The sequence below is a fragment of the Acidisarcina sp. genome (assembly GCA_035539175.1).
Lineage (GTDB): Bacteria > Acidobacteriota > Terriglobia > Terriglobales > Acidobacteriaceae > JANXZS01.
The window spans coordinates 1,222,127-1,237,402 of sequence record DATLIY010000007.1 but is presented as its reverse complement, the minus strand read 5'-3'; the positions used below and the strand labels follow the sequence as shown (position 1 = coordinate 1,237,402).

General features: G+C 61.4%; 12 protein-coding genes. 1 reads left to right on the top strand and 11 read right to left on the bottom strand.

The genetic code is table 11. The features are described 5' to 3' along the window. Nucleotides 1-119 precede the first annotated feature (119 nt). On the top strand, nt 120-818 hold the full coding sequence (locus tag VM554_07910; GenBank protein HVJ08295.1) for a DUF3108 domain-containing protein: 699 nt from the start codon (nt 120-122) through the stop codon (nt 816-818). A gap of 13 nt (nt 819-831) precedes the next feature. Here VM554_07910 and VM554_07905 read toward each other — a convergent pair whose 3' ends face one another. The 11 genes from VM554_07905 to VM554_07855 all read right to left on the bottom strand — a co-directional run bounded on the left by VM554_07905 (nt 832) and on the right by VM554_07855 (nt 15,224). Further along, a complete protein-coding gene (locus VM554_07905; protein HVJ08294.1) occupies nt 832-1,134 on the bottom strand; it encodes a hypothetical protein in 303 nt (100 codons plus the stop codon). A gap of 162 nt (nt 1,135-1,296) precedes the next feature. After that, nucleotides 1,297-4,020, bottom strand: coding sequence for a ComEC/Rec2 family competence protein (locus tag VM554_07900; GenBank protein HVJ08293.1), 2,724 nt, complete (start codon nt 4,018-4,020; stop codon nt 1,297-1,299). Nucleotides 4,021-4,046: 26 nt separating this feature from the next. Then, nucleotides 4,047-5,354, bottom strand: a complete 1,308-nt coding sequence (gene rlmD / locus VM554_07895) for a 23S rRNA (uracil(1939)-C(5))-methyltransferase RlmD (protein HVJ08292.1) — start codon at nt 5,352-5,354, stop codon at nt 4,047-4,049. Next, on the bottom strand, nt 5,351-6,055 hold the full coding sequence (locus VM554_07890; GenBank protein ID HVJ08291.1) for a hypothetical protein: 705 nt from the start codon (nt 6,053-6,055) through the stop codon (nt 5,351-5,353). Before VM554_07890 ends, rlmD begins: the two co-directional genes overlap by 4 nt. Beyond that, on the bottom strand, nt 6,052-6,879 hold the full coding sequence (locus tag VM554_07885) for a type III pantothenate kinase (GenBank protein HVJ08290.1): 828 nt from the start codon (nt 6,877-6,879) through the stop codon (nt 6,052-6,054). The genes VM554_07890 and VM554_07885 overlap by 4 nt, the downstream gene beginning before the upstream one ends. 5 nt (nt 6,880-6,884) lie before the next feature. Then, a complete protein-coding gene (locus VM554_07880; protein HVJ08289.1) occupies nt 6,885-7,700 on the bottom strand; it encodes a biotin--[acetyl-CoA-carboxylase] ligase in 816 nt (271 codons plus the stop codon). Between the two features lie 29 nt (nt 7,701-7,729). Beyond that, complete coding sequence (gene nadC / locus VM554_07875; protein HVJ08288.1) at nt 7,730-8,614, bottom strand: carboxylating nicotinate-nucleotide diphosphorylase; 885 nt, start codon at nt 8,612-8,614, stop codon at nt 7,730-7,732. 21 nt (nt 8,615-8,635) lie between these two features. Next, a complete protein-coding gene (locus VM554_07870) occupies nt 8,636-11,398 on the bottom strand; it encodes a valine--tRNA ligase (GenBank protein ID HVJ08287.1) in 2,763 nt (920 codons plus the stop codon). Between the two features lie 117 nt (nt 11,399-11,515). Continuing rightward, entirely contained in the window at nt 11,516-13,057 is a 1,542-nt protein-coding gene (gene bamD, locus VM554_07865) for an outer membrane protein assembly factor BamD (protein ID HVJ08286.1), read from the bottom strand. A gap of 93 nt (nt 13,058-13,150) precedes the next feature. Continuing rightward, nucleotides 13,151-13,825, bottom strand: a complete 675-nt coding sequence (rpe, locus tag VM554_07860) for a ribulose-phosphate 3-epimerase (GenBank protein ID HVJ08285.1) — start codon at nt 13,823-13,825, stop codon at nt 13,151-13,153. Continuing rightward, nucleotides 13,818-15,224, bottom strand: coding sequence for a UvrB/UvrC motif-containing protein (locus tag VM554_07855; GenBank protein HVJ08284.1), 1,407 nt, complete (start codon nt 15,222-15,224; stop codon nt 13,818-13,820). The genes rpe and VM554_07855 overlap by 8 nt, the downstream gene beginning before the upstream one ends. Between the last annotated feature and the right edge of the window lie 52 nt (nt 15,225-15,276).

Genomic DNA, 15,276 nt, shown 5'->3' with positions numbered 1-15,276 from the left:
TGTAAGCGAAGTCTAAACTTTTCCCCGAGCGTATGCCTTTGATCCTGCGTGTTCGACCGTTGCTGTTGATACTCAGCCTTCTGGCGCTGGACTGTGCTCTCGTCCACGGAGCAGGCCAAATGCCGGAATTGCATGCGCCGCAGGCGGGCTACGGCTTTCCCGCGAGGCAGACGCTGACCTACGCCGTCGACTGGCGCGTCTTCCCGGCAGGAACCGCCGTCATCCACCTGGAAGAAGACGGGGACCGCCAGAAGATCAGCGCCACCGCCGATACGATCGGCGCCATCACGGTGCTCTATCGCGTGAATGATAAATTTCAGTCCGTGTTCGACCGCAGGACTGGCTGCTCCTATGGATTCAGCAAGCAGATGATTGAAGGCCGCAGGCAGGTGAATACCGATCTGCGCTTTGACTACACGCAGAACAAATCCTTCCTCTACGAGAAGAACAATGTCACCGGGTCGGTGAAGAATCAGGAGGCACAGATTCCTGGCTGCGTGACCGATCTGCTGTCCGCAATCTTCTATTCGGCGTCCCAGCCGATGCAGGTGGGAAAGAGCTTCCAGATGCCGGTGGGAGATGCGATTCATACCTATCCCGTAACCATGAAGGTCGAGGGAAGGGAAGAGGTGACGACGCCTACCGGGAAATACCAGACGCTCCGCGTTCAGCCCACCGCCGATGCCGGCGTGGTGAAGAACCGCGGCAATATATGGATCTGGTACACGGACGACGAGCGCCATACACCGGTGCAGATGCGCGCACGTCTCTTCTGGGGCACGATTACCTTCCGCCTGACCAGCATCGAGCAGAAGTAGTAGGGCAGCGGCACTACTGGATGCGGAATCGCTCCCGCATCAGCCGTTGCAGCCGGGGCTTATAGATCAGGTCATACGCCAGCTCCTTGTCTGGAAACATGGCGAGCGCCGCACGGCGGCTGTCCGCGACCATCTCCGCTGCCTCGTCAATCGTCAGGCTGGCGTCCTGGCTCAGAACGGAGAGGACCATATCCATCATCAGTTGCAGGCGGCGAAGCTTGCGGCGCTCTTCGACCAGCTCTTCCGGAGTCTGCGCCTCCGCGCGTGAGTTTTCGTTGGCGGCGTGGCCTGTATTGTCCATTTCGCTTGATCCCATCAACGAGTACCTCCCGGCGGCGCTTCCGCGTATGCGCATCTTACAACGGCTGCACGGCACCAGCGAAAGGATGCCGCGAGAAGAAAAGAGGTTGGGTTTCCTATCCAGGTTCCATCGAAAGCTTCCATGCAAAACTCCCATGAAAGGTTCGATGCGAGCAGATCACCGGGGCGAGGCCAACACCCTCGCCGTAACCTGCGTGCCATCAAGCTGAAAATCGGTAGCGCCCATGGTATCTGTGCGATAGGTCAATACATGAGCGTCCTGAAGCTTTTCGAGCGTCTCTTCGCGGGGGTGTCCGTAGGTGTTGTGACGTCCTGCGGAAACGATGGCGAAGCGGGGTGCTACCGCCTGTAGAAAAGCTGCTCCGGTGGAGGTGAGGCTGCCATGATGTCCCACCTTGAGCAGCGTGCTGGACAGCTCAGGGCTGCCCGACATGCGAGCTTCGCTGGCGTTCTCGGCGTCGCCCTCCAGCAGCACCGACGTGCGTCCATAGACAAAATGAAGAACCAGGGAATCATTGTTGGCGGCGGTGGGGCCGGGATGATAATCCGGTTCGGGAGCCAGCACCGCGACCTGCGCACCGCCGAAGTCGAAGCGCTCTCCCGCCGTGTGCTGGCGGATTGCGATGCCCATTTCGCGAGCCTCCTTCAATAGCGCATCGTAGGCGGTTGAGGCGGGATTCTTCCCGATCCACAATTCGCCGGGACGAAAATTTCTCAGGATGGCAGGCATGCCTCCCATGTGGTCGCCGTGAGCATGCGTCAGGGCTACTGCGTCCAGGCGGCGTATGCCGCGTGCCCACAGCGCCTGGGACACGACCTCTTCTCCAATATCGAAGTTGTGGACGGCATTGGGCCTTCCGCCAAAGCCGCCGGCATCTACCAAAAGGGTCTTTCCAGCGGGAGAAATCAGCAGCAGCGCGTCTCCCTGGCCGACGTCGATGGCCTCCACCTCCATTGCGCCCGGCTGGCGCTCGATTGGCCGTGGACGAACCGAGGCGTAACCGGCCAGCGCCAGGGCAACACATCCGGCGATTGCCCACCCACGGGACTGGCGCACGCTCCACAGGGCAAAGCCCAGCAGCAGGACGAAGCAGAAAATCGCGGCAGGCCCTGGACCGGGGATGCGAAAGTCACCGCCGCGCAGTGATGCAAAGGTATGGACCAGCCAGACCACAGCGTGCAGCAGCGCGGCGGTAGCCGCAGCCGGCAGAAACGCAGCCGCCGGAGCGAGCAGGATGACGGCGAAGGTCAGGAGCGCGGCCGGCAGCAGGACTCCCACAAACGGCACGATGAGGAAGTTGACCGGGAGCGCCAGGAGCGTGATGCGGTGGAAGTAGACGGCCATGGGCAAGGACATGACCAGCTCGACGATAAGGGAGACCAGCAGCAGCTCCAGGACACGGAGCCAGAACTGCAGTCCGCCGACCAGCAGGATCTCGGAGAGCCGCCTGCCGATCAGCGGGCGCAGCTTGGAAAGCAGCAGCCGCAGGCTGACGCGAAACTGTGCGATGCGGGGTGGCAATGCGGAGTCGAGAGCGAGGACGTTGAGGTCGCGGGTAGCCCGGAGGTAGGGCGCAAAACTCTTCTCTGCCAGCGGTGCGGCCAATCCTGCTATGGAGAGCACCGAGAGCAGCGTCATCTGGAAGCCGGCGTCGAAGAGCGAACGCGGATTCCAGGCGAGCAGGCACAGCGTCGCAAAGCCGATTGCATTCAGCGGGCTGCGCTGGCGGAAGAGGAGGCGCCCGATGAGAAAGAGCGTGACCATCCAAAAGGAACGCTGCACCGGCTGGCCGAAGCCCGTAAGCTGCGCGTAGAGAAAGGACACTCCGATGGTAGCCAGCGTGGCCCACAGGCGCGTCAGTCGCAATCTGCGGGCGAGCCAGAAGACCAGTCCGGCGACAACTGCGAGATGCAGCCCGGAGACTACGAGCAGATGGAAAGAGCCGGTTCGTTCAAAGCCGACGCGAACCTCGTGCGCGAGGTAAGTGCGATCTCCGGTGACCATCGCGGCGAGCATCGCAGCATCCTCCCGGCTGAGGCGCAGCGCGGCGGGCACAAAAGCCGGGATTCGCGGTTCTTCGACAAAGTGCATCAGACGCGCGCTGGCGTTGGTCTGGATCTTTTTGAGCCAGCAGGCGAGTGCTTCGCGCCGATTGAGGCGCGCCGGAGTAGCCGTGAGCATCTCGCGCTGTGCCGAGCCGAGCACGCCGATGCCTTGCTCGCGCAGGTATTGCTGGCCGTTCCAGACGCCGGGGTCGATGTAGCGCTGCGGTTCATGCGGAATCAAAGTCACCGTAACGCTGTCTCCACATTGGATGGCGTCGAAGGGTGCATCCCCCGGGGAGTAGACCTTGAGCCGCAAGCCGCCGTCGATCGGAATCATCTCATCCGCTTCCGCCGTAACGTGTTCGATGCGGCGGAGATGTAGATCCACCTGCTGGGAACGCTCCGGCGCAGCTTCACTGTTGTAGGTCCCCTGGACCTGCTCACTGAGGATTGGCCCGGAGCGGACAACTTCGCCTTCCACCTTGAGCCGCAGGCCATCCGCCATCGATACCAGCGGCGTTTGCGCGTCGGGCCATGGCTGAATCTGCAAACAGAGGATTCCCAGCGCCAGCCATACGACGGCTATGGGCGCAATGGCAGGCCTCGGAGCTCGCCACACGGCAAGCCAGGTCGCTCCCAGAGCCAGCCCCAGCGCGGCAACCAGCAGAGCCATCTGTTGCCAGCGCATGTGCCCGAGCAGGATGCCGGATGCAAAGAGGCATGCAGCGAAAAAGACAGGAGCAGAGTGGAACGAGAGCGTCTCTTCCGCGGCGCGGAGAGGCGTGTGCGCCACCGGCGCTTCGACATTCGGCGGAGAGGCGTGGAACGTCGACATAGGCCCCTTACCTCACGCCGGCGCTCCTAGCTGCGGGAGAGCACAACAATCGATTCCATGTGGAAGGTCTGCGGAAACAGATCGACCATGTGAATTTGGCGGAGGTGGTAGCCCGATTGTACCAGCGTGTTCAGGTCGCGCGAGAGTGTCGCGGGGTCGCAGGAGACGTACACGATCTCGCGCGGGGCGGCCTTTGCCAGCAGCGATGCCACCTCGTTGCCGAGGCCGCTCCTTGGCGGATCCACAACCACCAGATCCGGCGAAGCCGCTCTGCCGCGGGTCTGCTGGCGCAGGAAATCGCGCGTCGTGAGCCGCAGAGCACGATGCGGAGTGCCCTGCAGGTTGTGCGAGAGATCGCCGGAAGAGAACGGCGCGGATTCGACAGCAACCACTCGCTCAAAGGCTCCGCTGAGCGCGCGGGCAAAGAGCCCGACGCCCGCGTAGAGATCCCATGCGAGGGCACCTGTGCGTTTATCAGTCACCAGCGCCGCGAGAGGATCGATGAGGAAGCGATTGACCTGAAAGAACGACCCCAGGCTGACGCGATAGTCCGAACCGGCAGCACGGTACAGCAGCGCTGGATCACCCCAGCGCGCCAGGATCTGTCCTTGATTGTCCTCATCTCCGTGGGCAAACAGCGCTGCGCCTTTCAGTTCAGGAAGTTCCCCGGCCAGCAGGGAGCACGCGTGCTCCATCCGCGAGGCTGCATTCCGCGGGGTGCGCGTCGACAGCAGCGAAATCAGGAGAGTGTCTTGCTCGGCGTTGGTGAAGAACTCGATCTCCTGGCACAATTCGGCAAGGCCGCAGGCGGAGCCAAGCCTGGTCACGATGGCGATGGCCTGCTGCAGCAGCGGCGCAGCGATGGGGCATTGCGTAACCGGCAATGCGGCATGCGAGTTGCGCCTGCGATAACAGAGCGCGAAGACGGGAGACTGTTCCACCAGCAGCCGGATGCGGTTGCGATACGCCCACGGCTCGGCTGCGACCGGGGAGATCTCCGGCAGGTTCTTGAGGCGTGCGCGCTCCAGCGTTTCGCGCAGGATCGCCTGCTTCATCTCCAACTGGCCAGGGTAAGCGGCATGCTGATAGTGGCATCCGCCGCAGTTTGCAAAGTAGGGGCAAACGGGAGAGGTGCGCATCGCGGACGCTTCCAGCACTGCATCCAGCTCGCCGTTGGCAAAGCTGCGCTTGTCTTCGCGGATGTGCAGATCCACCGTCTCTCCCGGCAGCGTATAGGGAACGAAAACGGTCTTGCCAAAGAGCGGATCGCTCTCGTCGCTCACGCGGCCAAGTCCCGCTCCGCCGTATACCGCCTTGTCGATGTGGAGCTTCATGCCTGGCTCATGTAGAAAAGGCTGAGCCGCGGGAGTCGATATTTCTCCAGCAGCTTTTTGTGAAGGAACTGTTGTTCTACCTGGCGGATCTGTAGCGCCTGCATGCGGCTTCGATAGGGCGCAAGCTCGCGTGCAGCCTGTTCGCGCAGGCTGGTCATCTCCGCCTCGGCTGCGGTAGCTACCAGAACGGCAAACATTTTTTCTTCCATCACGGTCAGGGTGCGCTCCAATTCTTCGATCTGCGGCTCTTTGGCCCGCACTTCCACCGCAAGCGCAGACAGCCGAAGTGCGAGCTCGGCGATGGCCGTGGCGCAGGATTCGATTACCGGCGCTTTTTGTAACTGCTGCGAGCACAAATCGAGATGCGCCGCGATCCTCTCCTGTTCAAAGCCGGGAGCGGCTGTTTCTGTGCGTGCTGACGCAGTGCCGGTGGAAGCCTCCTTCATGTCTTCCACCGCGGTCATCACCTCCTGCGTGCAATAGCCCAGCCCATTGACGCGCCTTACTCTGGCGTGAGTCTTGCGCGCATCGTATTTGTCGAAGGCCGCGTCAATGCCGCGCAGCACTGCTTCGAGCGGGATGCCAGCCTCGCGCCATGTCTCAATCAGCGCCCAGTCCAGAGTGGAGAGCATCAGCAGAGTCCCCCGGCGGCGCTGGAAGTGCTCCTCGATCTCGGTGAAGTAGTTGAAATAATTTTTCAACTCTGGTGCTTTTCCATTTCCGCGGGGTGCGGGCGGTGGCGCGTGGGGCGATTGCGCTCATAGATGATCCGCAGGCCATCCATCGTCAGCATATCGTCGATTTCGCAGATGTACTTGGAATCGTTCACAATCAGCTTTGCCAGCCCGCCGGTTGCCACAACCTTGGGCTGCTCGCCGAGTTCCGCAGCGATATGCTCGAGGATGCCATCGACCAGCCCGATGTATCCGTAGTACAGGCCGCTTTGAATATTGACCATGGTGTTGGTGCCGATGACCTTTGGAGGCTTCCGCACGTCGACGCGAGCCAGCCGCGCGGCACGCGAGAAGAGGGCATCGGCGGAGATTCCCAGCCCCGGCGCAATCACTCCGCCGCAGTATTCTCCCTTGGCGGAGATCACATCGAAGGTGGTCGCAGTACCGAAGTCCACGACCACACAGGGACCGCCGAAGCGGGCAAACGCAGCGACGCCATTCACCAGCCGGTCGGCTCCCAGTTCGGCGGGATTATCGACCAGGATGGGCATGCCGGTCTTGATGCCAGGCTCTACGAACATTGGTTTGAGCTTGAAGTAACGCTCGCAGACGCGGCGCAGCGTGGACTCAACCGGCGGGACCACTGAGGCGATGATGATGTTCGTGACCTCGGCGGCCTTGATCCCCTGCATTGCAAAGAGATTCAGAAACAGCACTCCATACTCATCCGCCGTCTGGGTCTTATGCGTGGTGATGCGCCAGTGGGCGGCCACCGCTGCCGGTGCATCGGGCGACAGGGTGAACAGCGCCAGCACGGTATTCGAATTTCCAACGTCAATAGTCAGCAGCACTGCTCTCACCGGAAAGAATTGGATTTGGCTTCTCGCACGCTACCAGAAAGCACAGTGCGAAGGCCATCGCTGGTTCGAACGAGAAGAAAGCCGCGTGGGTCGAGTCCCTCGGTCACGCCGGAGAAACCCTCCGCCTCGTCCACCGTCACCCTCTTTCCGCGAATCCAGGAAGAGATTTTTTCTACTCGCTCTGGAATTCGGGCGGCGGCGTCTGCGGCTGTTGCAGACGAGGTGAGCGCGACGGTCTCGCGATGGAGCGATTGTAGCAAAGCAGCGACAATCTCCTGCCTCGGCCATTCGCGGCCGCTCTCGATCCTGAGCGATGTCGCGGTGTGCCGGAGCTCGCCGCGGAATGCCTCCTGATGCACATTGATACCGATGCCGATGACCGCGTGGTGTACGCGCGTGACCTCGGCATGGAGCTCGGTGAGGATCCCGCAGAATTTGCGCGAACCAAAAAGCAGATCGTTTGGCCAGCGCAGATCGGGCTCGAGCGTCGTAACCTGGCGAATTGCAGAGGAAACCGCGAGGCCGGCGGCGAGCGAAAGCCACAACACGTCGGCCGGAGCGATGGCAGGCCGGAGAAGCACGCTGAGGTAAATCCCCGAACCAGGCTCGGAGTGCCAGTCATGGTCTCCGCGCCCGCGTCCGGCGGTCTGTTCGTCGGCCAGGTACACGGAGCCATGCGGCGCACCGGACCCCGCCTCCTGCATCGCAAGGGAGTTGGTCGAAGGGAGACTGGCGAAGTGCCGCAGATGGCCGGCGAAGGGGGTGCCAACCAATGCCTGGTTCAGGGCGGAGATGTTGAGGGTATCGGCCATGGTTTGCGGCTGGATCCGGTTCACAGACCCTAGTAAATCTCCGCCGTGATCTTCATGCTCAGGTCTACTGCCGGTGCGGAGTGGGTGAGCGCGCCAACCGAAATATAATCCACGCCTGCCAGGGCATACTTGCGGATATTTTCCAGTTGAATTCCGCCGGAGGCCTCGATGGGAATCGTCAGCCCTTGGCTGCGCACCATCTTGACGGCCTTCTTCACCTGCGCTGGCGTCATGTTATCGACCAGCAGGGAGTCGGCGCCGCACTTGATGGCCAGTTCGAGCTCCTCGAAGGTCCTCACCTCAACCTCGATCTGCTGCCCCGGTTTGCGTTTGGCAAGCGCCCGGACGAGCACCTGTTCCAATCCGCCGCCGAGGGAGATGTGGTTGTTCTTGATCAGGACTCCATCGGAAAGATCGAGCCGATGATTGACGCCGCCGCCGCAGAGGACGGCGTACTTATCCAGCACGCGCATGCCGGGAACGGTTTTGCGGGTGTCGAGCAGCTTGGTGTTGGTGCCGGAGAGTTCGTCTACATATCTGCGGGTAAGCGTCGCAATGCCGCTCATGCGCTGCATCAGGTTCAGGATGACCCGCTCGCAGGCCAGCAGGACGCGCGCATTGTGGCGGATGACGGCGATGGCCTGGCCCTTGCGCAGTCGCACGCCGTCAAAGATCTCCGGGTGGCTGATGACTTCAAACCGTGACGCAGGCTGCTTGTCGAGCTTGGCAAAAATTGTCAGGAAGCGCGGGATACATCCCAGGCCGGAAAGGACGCACTCCTGCTTTGCCAGCACCGTGGCGGAGGCGCGCATGTGAGGGTCGATGGTGAGCTCGGTGGTCGCATCGCTGGTTGCCTTGTCTTCCACCAGTGCCTGTTGCAGCAGTGCTTCCACTCGCTTGCTATTCCAATCCATATCGTCTCCCGGCGTGTGCGCCTAAATTCTCGATGCGTCTGGCAGCGCATCCAGGGCAGTTCGAGCCTTGCGGATAAGTATTTCCAACTCGCCGTGGCGTTTCCGGATCCCCTCGATGACGTGCGCAGGCGCCTTGCCCAGAAAGCCTTCGTTCCCCAACTGACGCTCCGCGTTTGCTATTTCCTTTTCGTATTGCGCGAGATCTTTGGTGAGGCGGGCAGCCTCCGCGGCAACATCGATCTGCTTTTCGTAGACGATGGCGACGTCAAAGTCCGGAGTGCTGCGCACGCCTGCGCCTTCGGGCAATCCAGCAGTGAACTCGACAGTAGAGACGCGTGCAAGCCGTTCGAGAATGGCCTGATTCTTGATGAAGGACGCCTGATTCGCCGCTGAGGTGCGTATGCGCAGCGGGATGGCGGCCTTCTCTTCCACCTCTGCCTTCTTGCGCAAATCGCGCACCGCGACGATCAGATCCTGCAAGCAGCGCATCTCCTGCTCTGCGCGGTCGTCGATCGATGCCGCATTGGCTACTGGAAAGTGCGCGAGCGCGATCGACTTCAGCGGTGGAGCGCCGTCATAGATGGCATGCCACAACTCCTCTGTCAGGAAGGGCATGAAGGGCGAGAGCATACGCAGCGCGGATTCAAAGACGCCCAGCAGAGTCACCATTGCGGCATGCGTTGCCGTTGGATCCGCCGATTCGCTGAAGTCCAGCCGAAGCTTGGCTACTTCGAGATACCAGTCGCAGAGGTCTCCCCAGAAAAAGCTGTAGACCAGATTGGCGGCTTCGTGGAAGCGATACTCGCGCAGTGCTTCGTCGATTTCGCCGGCGGTGTGGTTCAGCCGGGAGACGATCCAGCGTACCTCCAGCGGAGCATCGGGCGCGGCGACGGGCTCGGAAGGCAGCGTACGAGGATCGACAACGATGCCGGCCTCGGCCGCGCGGTCGACGTTCATGAACAGGAAGCGCGCCGCGTTCCAGATCTTGTTGGCAAAGGCGCGGTAGCCCTCGGTGCGCGCTTCGCTGAAGGCGATGTCGGTTCCCGGCGACGCCATTGCGGCCAGGGTGAAGCGCACCGCATCCGTGCCGAAGCGGCTCACAATCTCGATTGGGTCAATTACGTTGCCCTTGGTCTTGGACATCTTCTGCCGGTCGGCATCGCGAACCAACGCGTGAATATAGACCTCGCGGAAGGGCACCGAGTCCTGCAGTTTGCGCGGCGAGCCATCCGGCATTGGCATCTCCAGCATGAAGTGGCAACCCAGCATGATCATGCGTGCCACCCAGAAGAAGAGAATGTCGAATCCGGTTACCAGGAGCTGCGTGGGATAGAAGGTATCCAGGTCCGTCGTGTGCTCCGGCCAGCCAAAGACGGAGAAGGGCAGCAGCCCGGAGGAGAACCAGGTATCCAGAACGTCTGTTTCCTGCTCCAGCGTGTCGCTGCCGCAGTGAACGCACGCCGTGGGCACGTCGCGCGCCACGGTGATCTTGTGACAGATAAGGCAGTGCCACGCCGGGATGCGATGTCCCCACCATAGCTGGCGCGAGATGCACCAGTCATGAATATTGCGCATCCACTCGAAGTAGGTCTTGGAGTACTGCTCCGGGGTGAACTTGATGTACCCCTTCTCGACGGCCTCGATGGCCTTATCGGCGAGCGGCTGAATCTTGATGAACCACTGCAGCGACAGCCGTGGTTCCACTACCGTCTTGCAGCGGTCACACTTGCCAACCGCGTTGACGTGGTCCTTCACCGAAACGAGAAGCCCCTGAGCCTCCAACTGCTGCAGGATGCGCTTGCGGGCCTCATAACGATCCAGTCCTGCGTAGTCTCCGGCTGCGCTGTTCATGTGGCCGGTCTCATCCATCACGTTGATGGAGGGCAGACCATGGCGCTCGCCAATCGCGAAGTCGTTGGGGTCGTGCGCCGGGGTTACCTTCACCGCTCCGGTGCCGAAGTCGCGGCTTACCCAGTCATCGGTGATGACGGGAATCTCCCTGCCCGTCAGCGGCAGCACCAGTTGCTTGCCATGCAGGTGAAGATAGCGCTCATCCTCGGGATGCACGGCGACGGCTACATCGCCCAGCATGGTCTCCGGACGCGTGGTGGCAATGGTGAGCGAGGTGGTGGGGTCCCCCACGACGGTATAGCGTATCTTCCAAAGCTTGCCCTGCTGCTCTTCGTGCACCACTTCAAGGTCGGAGAGAGCAGTCTGGCATCGCGGGCACCAGTTCACAATGTAGGCGCCGCGGTAGATCAATCCCTGTTCGTAGAGGCGAACGAAGGCCTCCTTCACAGCGACCGAGAGATGGTCGTCCATCGTGAAGTATTCGCGCGACCAATCGACACTGGCTCCAAGACGCTTCATCTGGTCGAGAATCGCGCCGCCGTAGTGGCGCTTCCACTCCCAGACGCGCTCGACAAAGGCTTCCCGGCCAAGTCCTTCGCGGCTGGTGCCTTCGCTGGCCAGTTGCCGCTCCACCATCATCTGCGTGGCGATGCCGGCGTGATCGGTTCCGGGGACCCAGAGGGTTCTGTCGCCCAGCATGCGGTGCCAGCGGGTCAGGATGTCCATCTCCGTCTGGTTGAGCATGTGGCCCATGTGCAGGCGGCCTGTAACGTTCGGAGGAGGCAGCAGAATGGTGAAATTACGCTTCGCAGACGCGGCGTGAGCACCGGGCTTGGGGGTAGGCTGGTCAAACAGCCGCTCCTTCACCCAGTACTCGGCCCAGCGGTCTTCAATTGCGGTGGGATCGTATGCTTTCGGCAGGTCGTGGGACATACTTTTTTTCGACGAAGTACTCTTCACGATAGCACAGCCAAACCACCGGGCTGGGAATCGGCGTGCAATGGAAAAGCCGTCCGAAGACGGCTTTTCCATTGGATCTATGCGTGCGGGTTAGAACGGGTTCAGCTTGTCCAGACCCTTCTTTTTCTTGTGCTTGCTCGAAGAATCCTGGCTGGAGTCGAAGCTCGGCTTCTGCGCCTTCTTGCTGGTTGTTCCCGTCGCTACCTGGGCACCACCCGCGTTCTTGACGTCGTTTACCTGGTCAGCGGTTTCTGCGGGCTTCTCTACCGGGGGCAGAGCGGTTGTGTCCGTAGGGCCGACGGCCTTCAGGCCATTGTTGGCGGGCGCGGCAGCAGCGGGCTCACCGGAAGCCGGTTGCGCCTCTGCCGGAATGCTTCCGCTGGCTGGAGCAGAGACGATGGTGGCTCCCACGCTGTTGCCTTCCGGTACGTCTTCAAGCTTCACCGCGCCAGTGTCGCCAGTGCGCGGCGGGGCAGTTCCATTCGTTACTGCCTCCGGTGTTGCGGCCTGTGCGTCGGCGGTGGTCTGTTTGCCCATAGCCGAGTTGAAGACCGCGATGGTTTCTTTGCTCACATCCGGAGCGATCGTGCGCTTGGCATCCGCCATGGAAGGTTCGCCAACACGGGAGGCCTGGATGGTGGAGGGGCCATGCTTGATCAGCAGCATGGCGCGATCCTTGAGCTTGATGTTGATCAGGCTCTGCATCTCGGCTTCGTTTTCAGCGAGAGCTTCCGGCGTCGGCTCCGGTACAGCCTTGTTGAGCGCGATCAGCCGTTCCTTGGCATCCTCAACGTGCGGCGCCATGGGGTAGCGGGTCACGACCTTGCTGTAGGCATCCGCAGCGCGATCATTGTAGATCGATGTCAGCCGTTCCTTGGCCGCGGGAGGAATGTTGATCTTCTTTGCGAAGGTGGCTTCAGCGGCATACGCGTCTCCCAAGGTCAGCAGAGCCATGTCGCTGTGGCTGTACAGGGGATAGGTATCCACCACGGTTTGCAGACGGGCAATCGCGCCAGCATAGTTCTCGCGCGTTGCGTAGTAGCTGCCGATCTGGAACTCACGCTCGGCCAGAACCTCCTGCACCTCGCGCAGCCGTTGCTTGGCTCGCGGCACCAGCGTGGAGTCCGGGAACTGCTGGATCATCTGCCGGTATTCCTGCTCGGCCTTCAACGTGTTGTTGAAATCACGGTCCGGCTTCTCCATCTGCATGTAGTAGATGTCGGCGACCTTCATCTGCGCTTCGGCCGCTTCCGGCTGGTTGGGGAAGAAGGTAATGAAGTCCTTGTATTCGGATTCGGCCTGGGTCAGGGCGGCGGTGCCTCCCTCCTTCAGCCAGCTATCGCCGACGGCCAGTTTCGCCCGCATCTGGTACTCCGACTCGGGATAGGTGTTCAGAAGGGTCTGCAGGTCCAGCCGGCAAACATCGTAGCGGCCCTTCTTCATCGCAACCATTGCCTTGTCGAACAGCTCCTTGTCAGGCTGCTTCGACTTCACATCGGCCAGAGGGTTGGAGCGGTTGATCTTTCTCTTTGTGTTCTTGGATTCGTGCTTGAGAGGGTTGCCGGCTTGAGCCGAGACGGCAAAAGCTGCCAGCAGGCAAGCGACCGATATACGTGAAAGAAACCGATTCATAACACCTCAAAATTTGAAACGCTGCTCAATTCCCATGCCGGTGATCGTGCTTCCGGCCCGCTGCTTCTTTCCGGCTTCGCGGCGGGGTGTTTCCTATGCCACTTCCCCGGCTGCGATGCGTGCAGCCTGGAGCAATTCGCGTGCATGCTTTTCCGGGTGGCCATGGCCGAAGACCGCGTTTCCGGCAACCAGCAGATCTGCTCCTGCCTGGACCACCTGGGCGATGGTGTCGTGAGCAACGCCTCCGTCCACTTCAATCCTATAACCCAGACCCAGTTCGCGTCGAAGTTCGTGCAGCCGCCGGATCTTATCCAGCGAAAACGGAATAAAACTCTGCCCGCCAAAGCCCGGATTCACGCTCATCACCAGAACGTGATGCACGATAGGCAGGATGTCGATCAGCAGATCGACGCGGGTAGCAGGATTGACGACCACCGCTGGCCGCATGCCGTGCTGCGCGATAAGTTCCAGCGTTCGATGGAGATGGCGGCAGGCCTCATAGTGAACGCTGACCCAGTTCGCTCCCGCATCGGCGAACGCCGGAATGAATTCATCGGCGTTTTCAATCATCAGATGGCAGTCCAGCGGGAGTTTTGTCACCTTGCGCAGCGATTTGACCACCGGGGGACCCAGGGTGATGTTGGGCACGAAGTGTCCATCCATGATGTCCACGTGAACGACAGTTCCGCCGCCGCGCTCGGCGGCTTCAATCTCCTCGGCCAGGCGGGAGAAATCTGCAGAAAGGATGGATGGAGCAAGTTCAACCATGTTTTAATCCGCTATCTATAGGAGTGCCAAGCTTGATCTCGTTATGGAACGCCGAATGTGCGCCTTTTTCAGACGAGTCCAGTGTACCAGTTAGAGGGGACGGACTTGAGTCCGCGGCCTGCGTTTTGCCGCTCTCCGGAGTGTGCCTTCCAGTGCGGAAGACCCGGGAAATTCCGCGGAGAATCGCTTTGCGCGGAAAGACGCCGTCCTCGCCTGCGAAGTAGATCTCCCCCACCCGGCGCGCCGCGGGGCGGTAGTACCAGCGGGTAAGCAGGCTGAGGTGGGCGGCCAGCGTCTCCTGCCGGGCACGCTTCGCCTCCCGCTCGCCAGAGGCCTCCAGTTCGCGGAGGACGTCGTCCAGCCTCTGCTCCAGAACATCGCGCGACGCCGTAACGACGGAGGCCGACGGCTCTCCTGCGTTCTGCAGTCCCTCATCCAGCGGCACAGGCTGGATCGCCGCCGGATGAGCGAAGAGAGACGAGGAGCCGGATTGTTCATTGGGGTGCCGCATGCCAATTGTGGAATAAAGCGCCGGACCGGACAGCAATCCCTTCCTGACCCGGAAGACTGCTACCTGCAGAGGTTCTGCCGAGGGCTGCAGGATGACTGCATGCAACTCGGAGAGCGGTCGTACGATCTCCGAGGCCAGCCCTGCGACAGCCTCCACCTTCTGCATACGCGCGTGGATCTGCGCGGCCCGCTCAAACTCCAGAGCCTCGGATGCACGGTTCCGCTCCGCCTCCAACTGCTTTAGGAGACTGCTGCCGCGTGTGGCGAGGAATTGCCGAACTGCCGCTACCTCCTCGGCATAACGCTCGTCGGTGCAGCCTTTGAAGCAGGGTGCAAGGCACATCTTCATCTCGGAGTAGGCGCAGCCTGGAAACGCAGGGTCAGGGTTTAGGTCCTCGTGGCATCGCCGCAGCAGAAAGAGATTCAACGCCTCCTCGCCAAAGCGTTCCGCGGCAAATCTGGAAGGGAACGGCCCGAACAGCGAGTCTTCCGCTGATTTCGTAACTTTCGTAGTTACGTAGACCCGAGGGTAAGCATTCTGCATCGCCATGCGCAGAAAGGCTGGAGCCCGGAGGTGTAGCTTCTTGCTCGCCCGATCTCCGAACGCGGCGACCGATGCGCGGTAGAGCACAAGCTGCGACTCCAGATCGGATCCGGTAGGAGTGTACTCGATGCGGGCAACCATCCCTGCAAGCTGCAGCCGCCGGGATTGGCCCGGCTGCGGCGACAGGAAGCGCATCAGCCTGCGACGAAGGTTTGTAGCCTTGCTAAGGTAAGGCTCCGCGGCAGGATCGGCGGCGAAGAGAGCGAAGACGCCCGCATCCTCGGGCAGCGCAGCGAGGCTGCCTCTGGCATCAGCGGCAGAAAACGGAATGGAGTGCTCCAGCACCAGCCAATTCTACTGGTTCCCGTGGAAGGCTGGCATCTGCAAGACGCTAGCC

Coding starts and splice junctions, on each gene's coding strand:
- rlmD (HVJ08292.1), bottom strand. CDS start 5,354: ATGAAGCTCCACATCGACAAGGCGGTATACGGCGGAGCGGGACTTGGC.
- VM554_07910 (HVJ08295.1), top strand. CDS start 120: ATGCCGGAATTGCATGCGCCGCAGGCGGGCTACGGCTTTCCCGCGAGG.
- VM554_07905 (HVJ08294.1), bottom strand. CDS start 1,134: ATGGGATCAAGCGAAATGGACAATACAGGCCACGCCGCCAACGAAAAC.
- bamD (HVJ08286.1), bottom strand. CDS start 13,057: ATGAATCGGTTTCTTTCACGTATATCGGTCGCTTGCCTGCTGGCAGCT.
- VM554_07880 (HVJ08289.1), bottom strand. CDS start 7,700: ATGGCCGATACCCTCAACATCTCCGCCCTGAACCAGGCATTGGTTGGC.
- rpe (HVJ08285.1), bottom strand. CDS start 13,825: ATGGTTGAACTTGCTCCATCCATCCTTTCTGCAGATTTCTCCCGCCTG.
- nadC (HVJ08288.1), bottom strand. CDS start 8,614: ATGGATTGGAATAGCAAGCGAGTGGAAGCACTGCTGCAACAGGCACTG.
- VM554_07900 (HVJ08293.1), bottom strand. CDS start 4,020: ATGTCGACGTTCCACGCCTCTCCGCCGAATGTCGAAGCGCCGGTGGCG.
- VM554_07870 (HVJ08287.1), bottom strand. CDS start 11,398: ATGTCCCACGACCTGCCGAAAGCATACGATCCCACCGCAATTGAAGAC.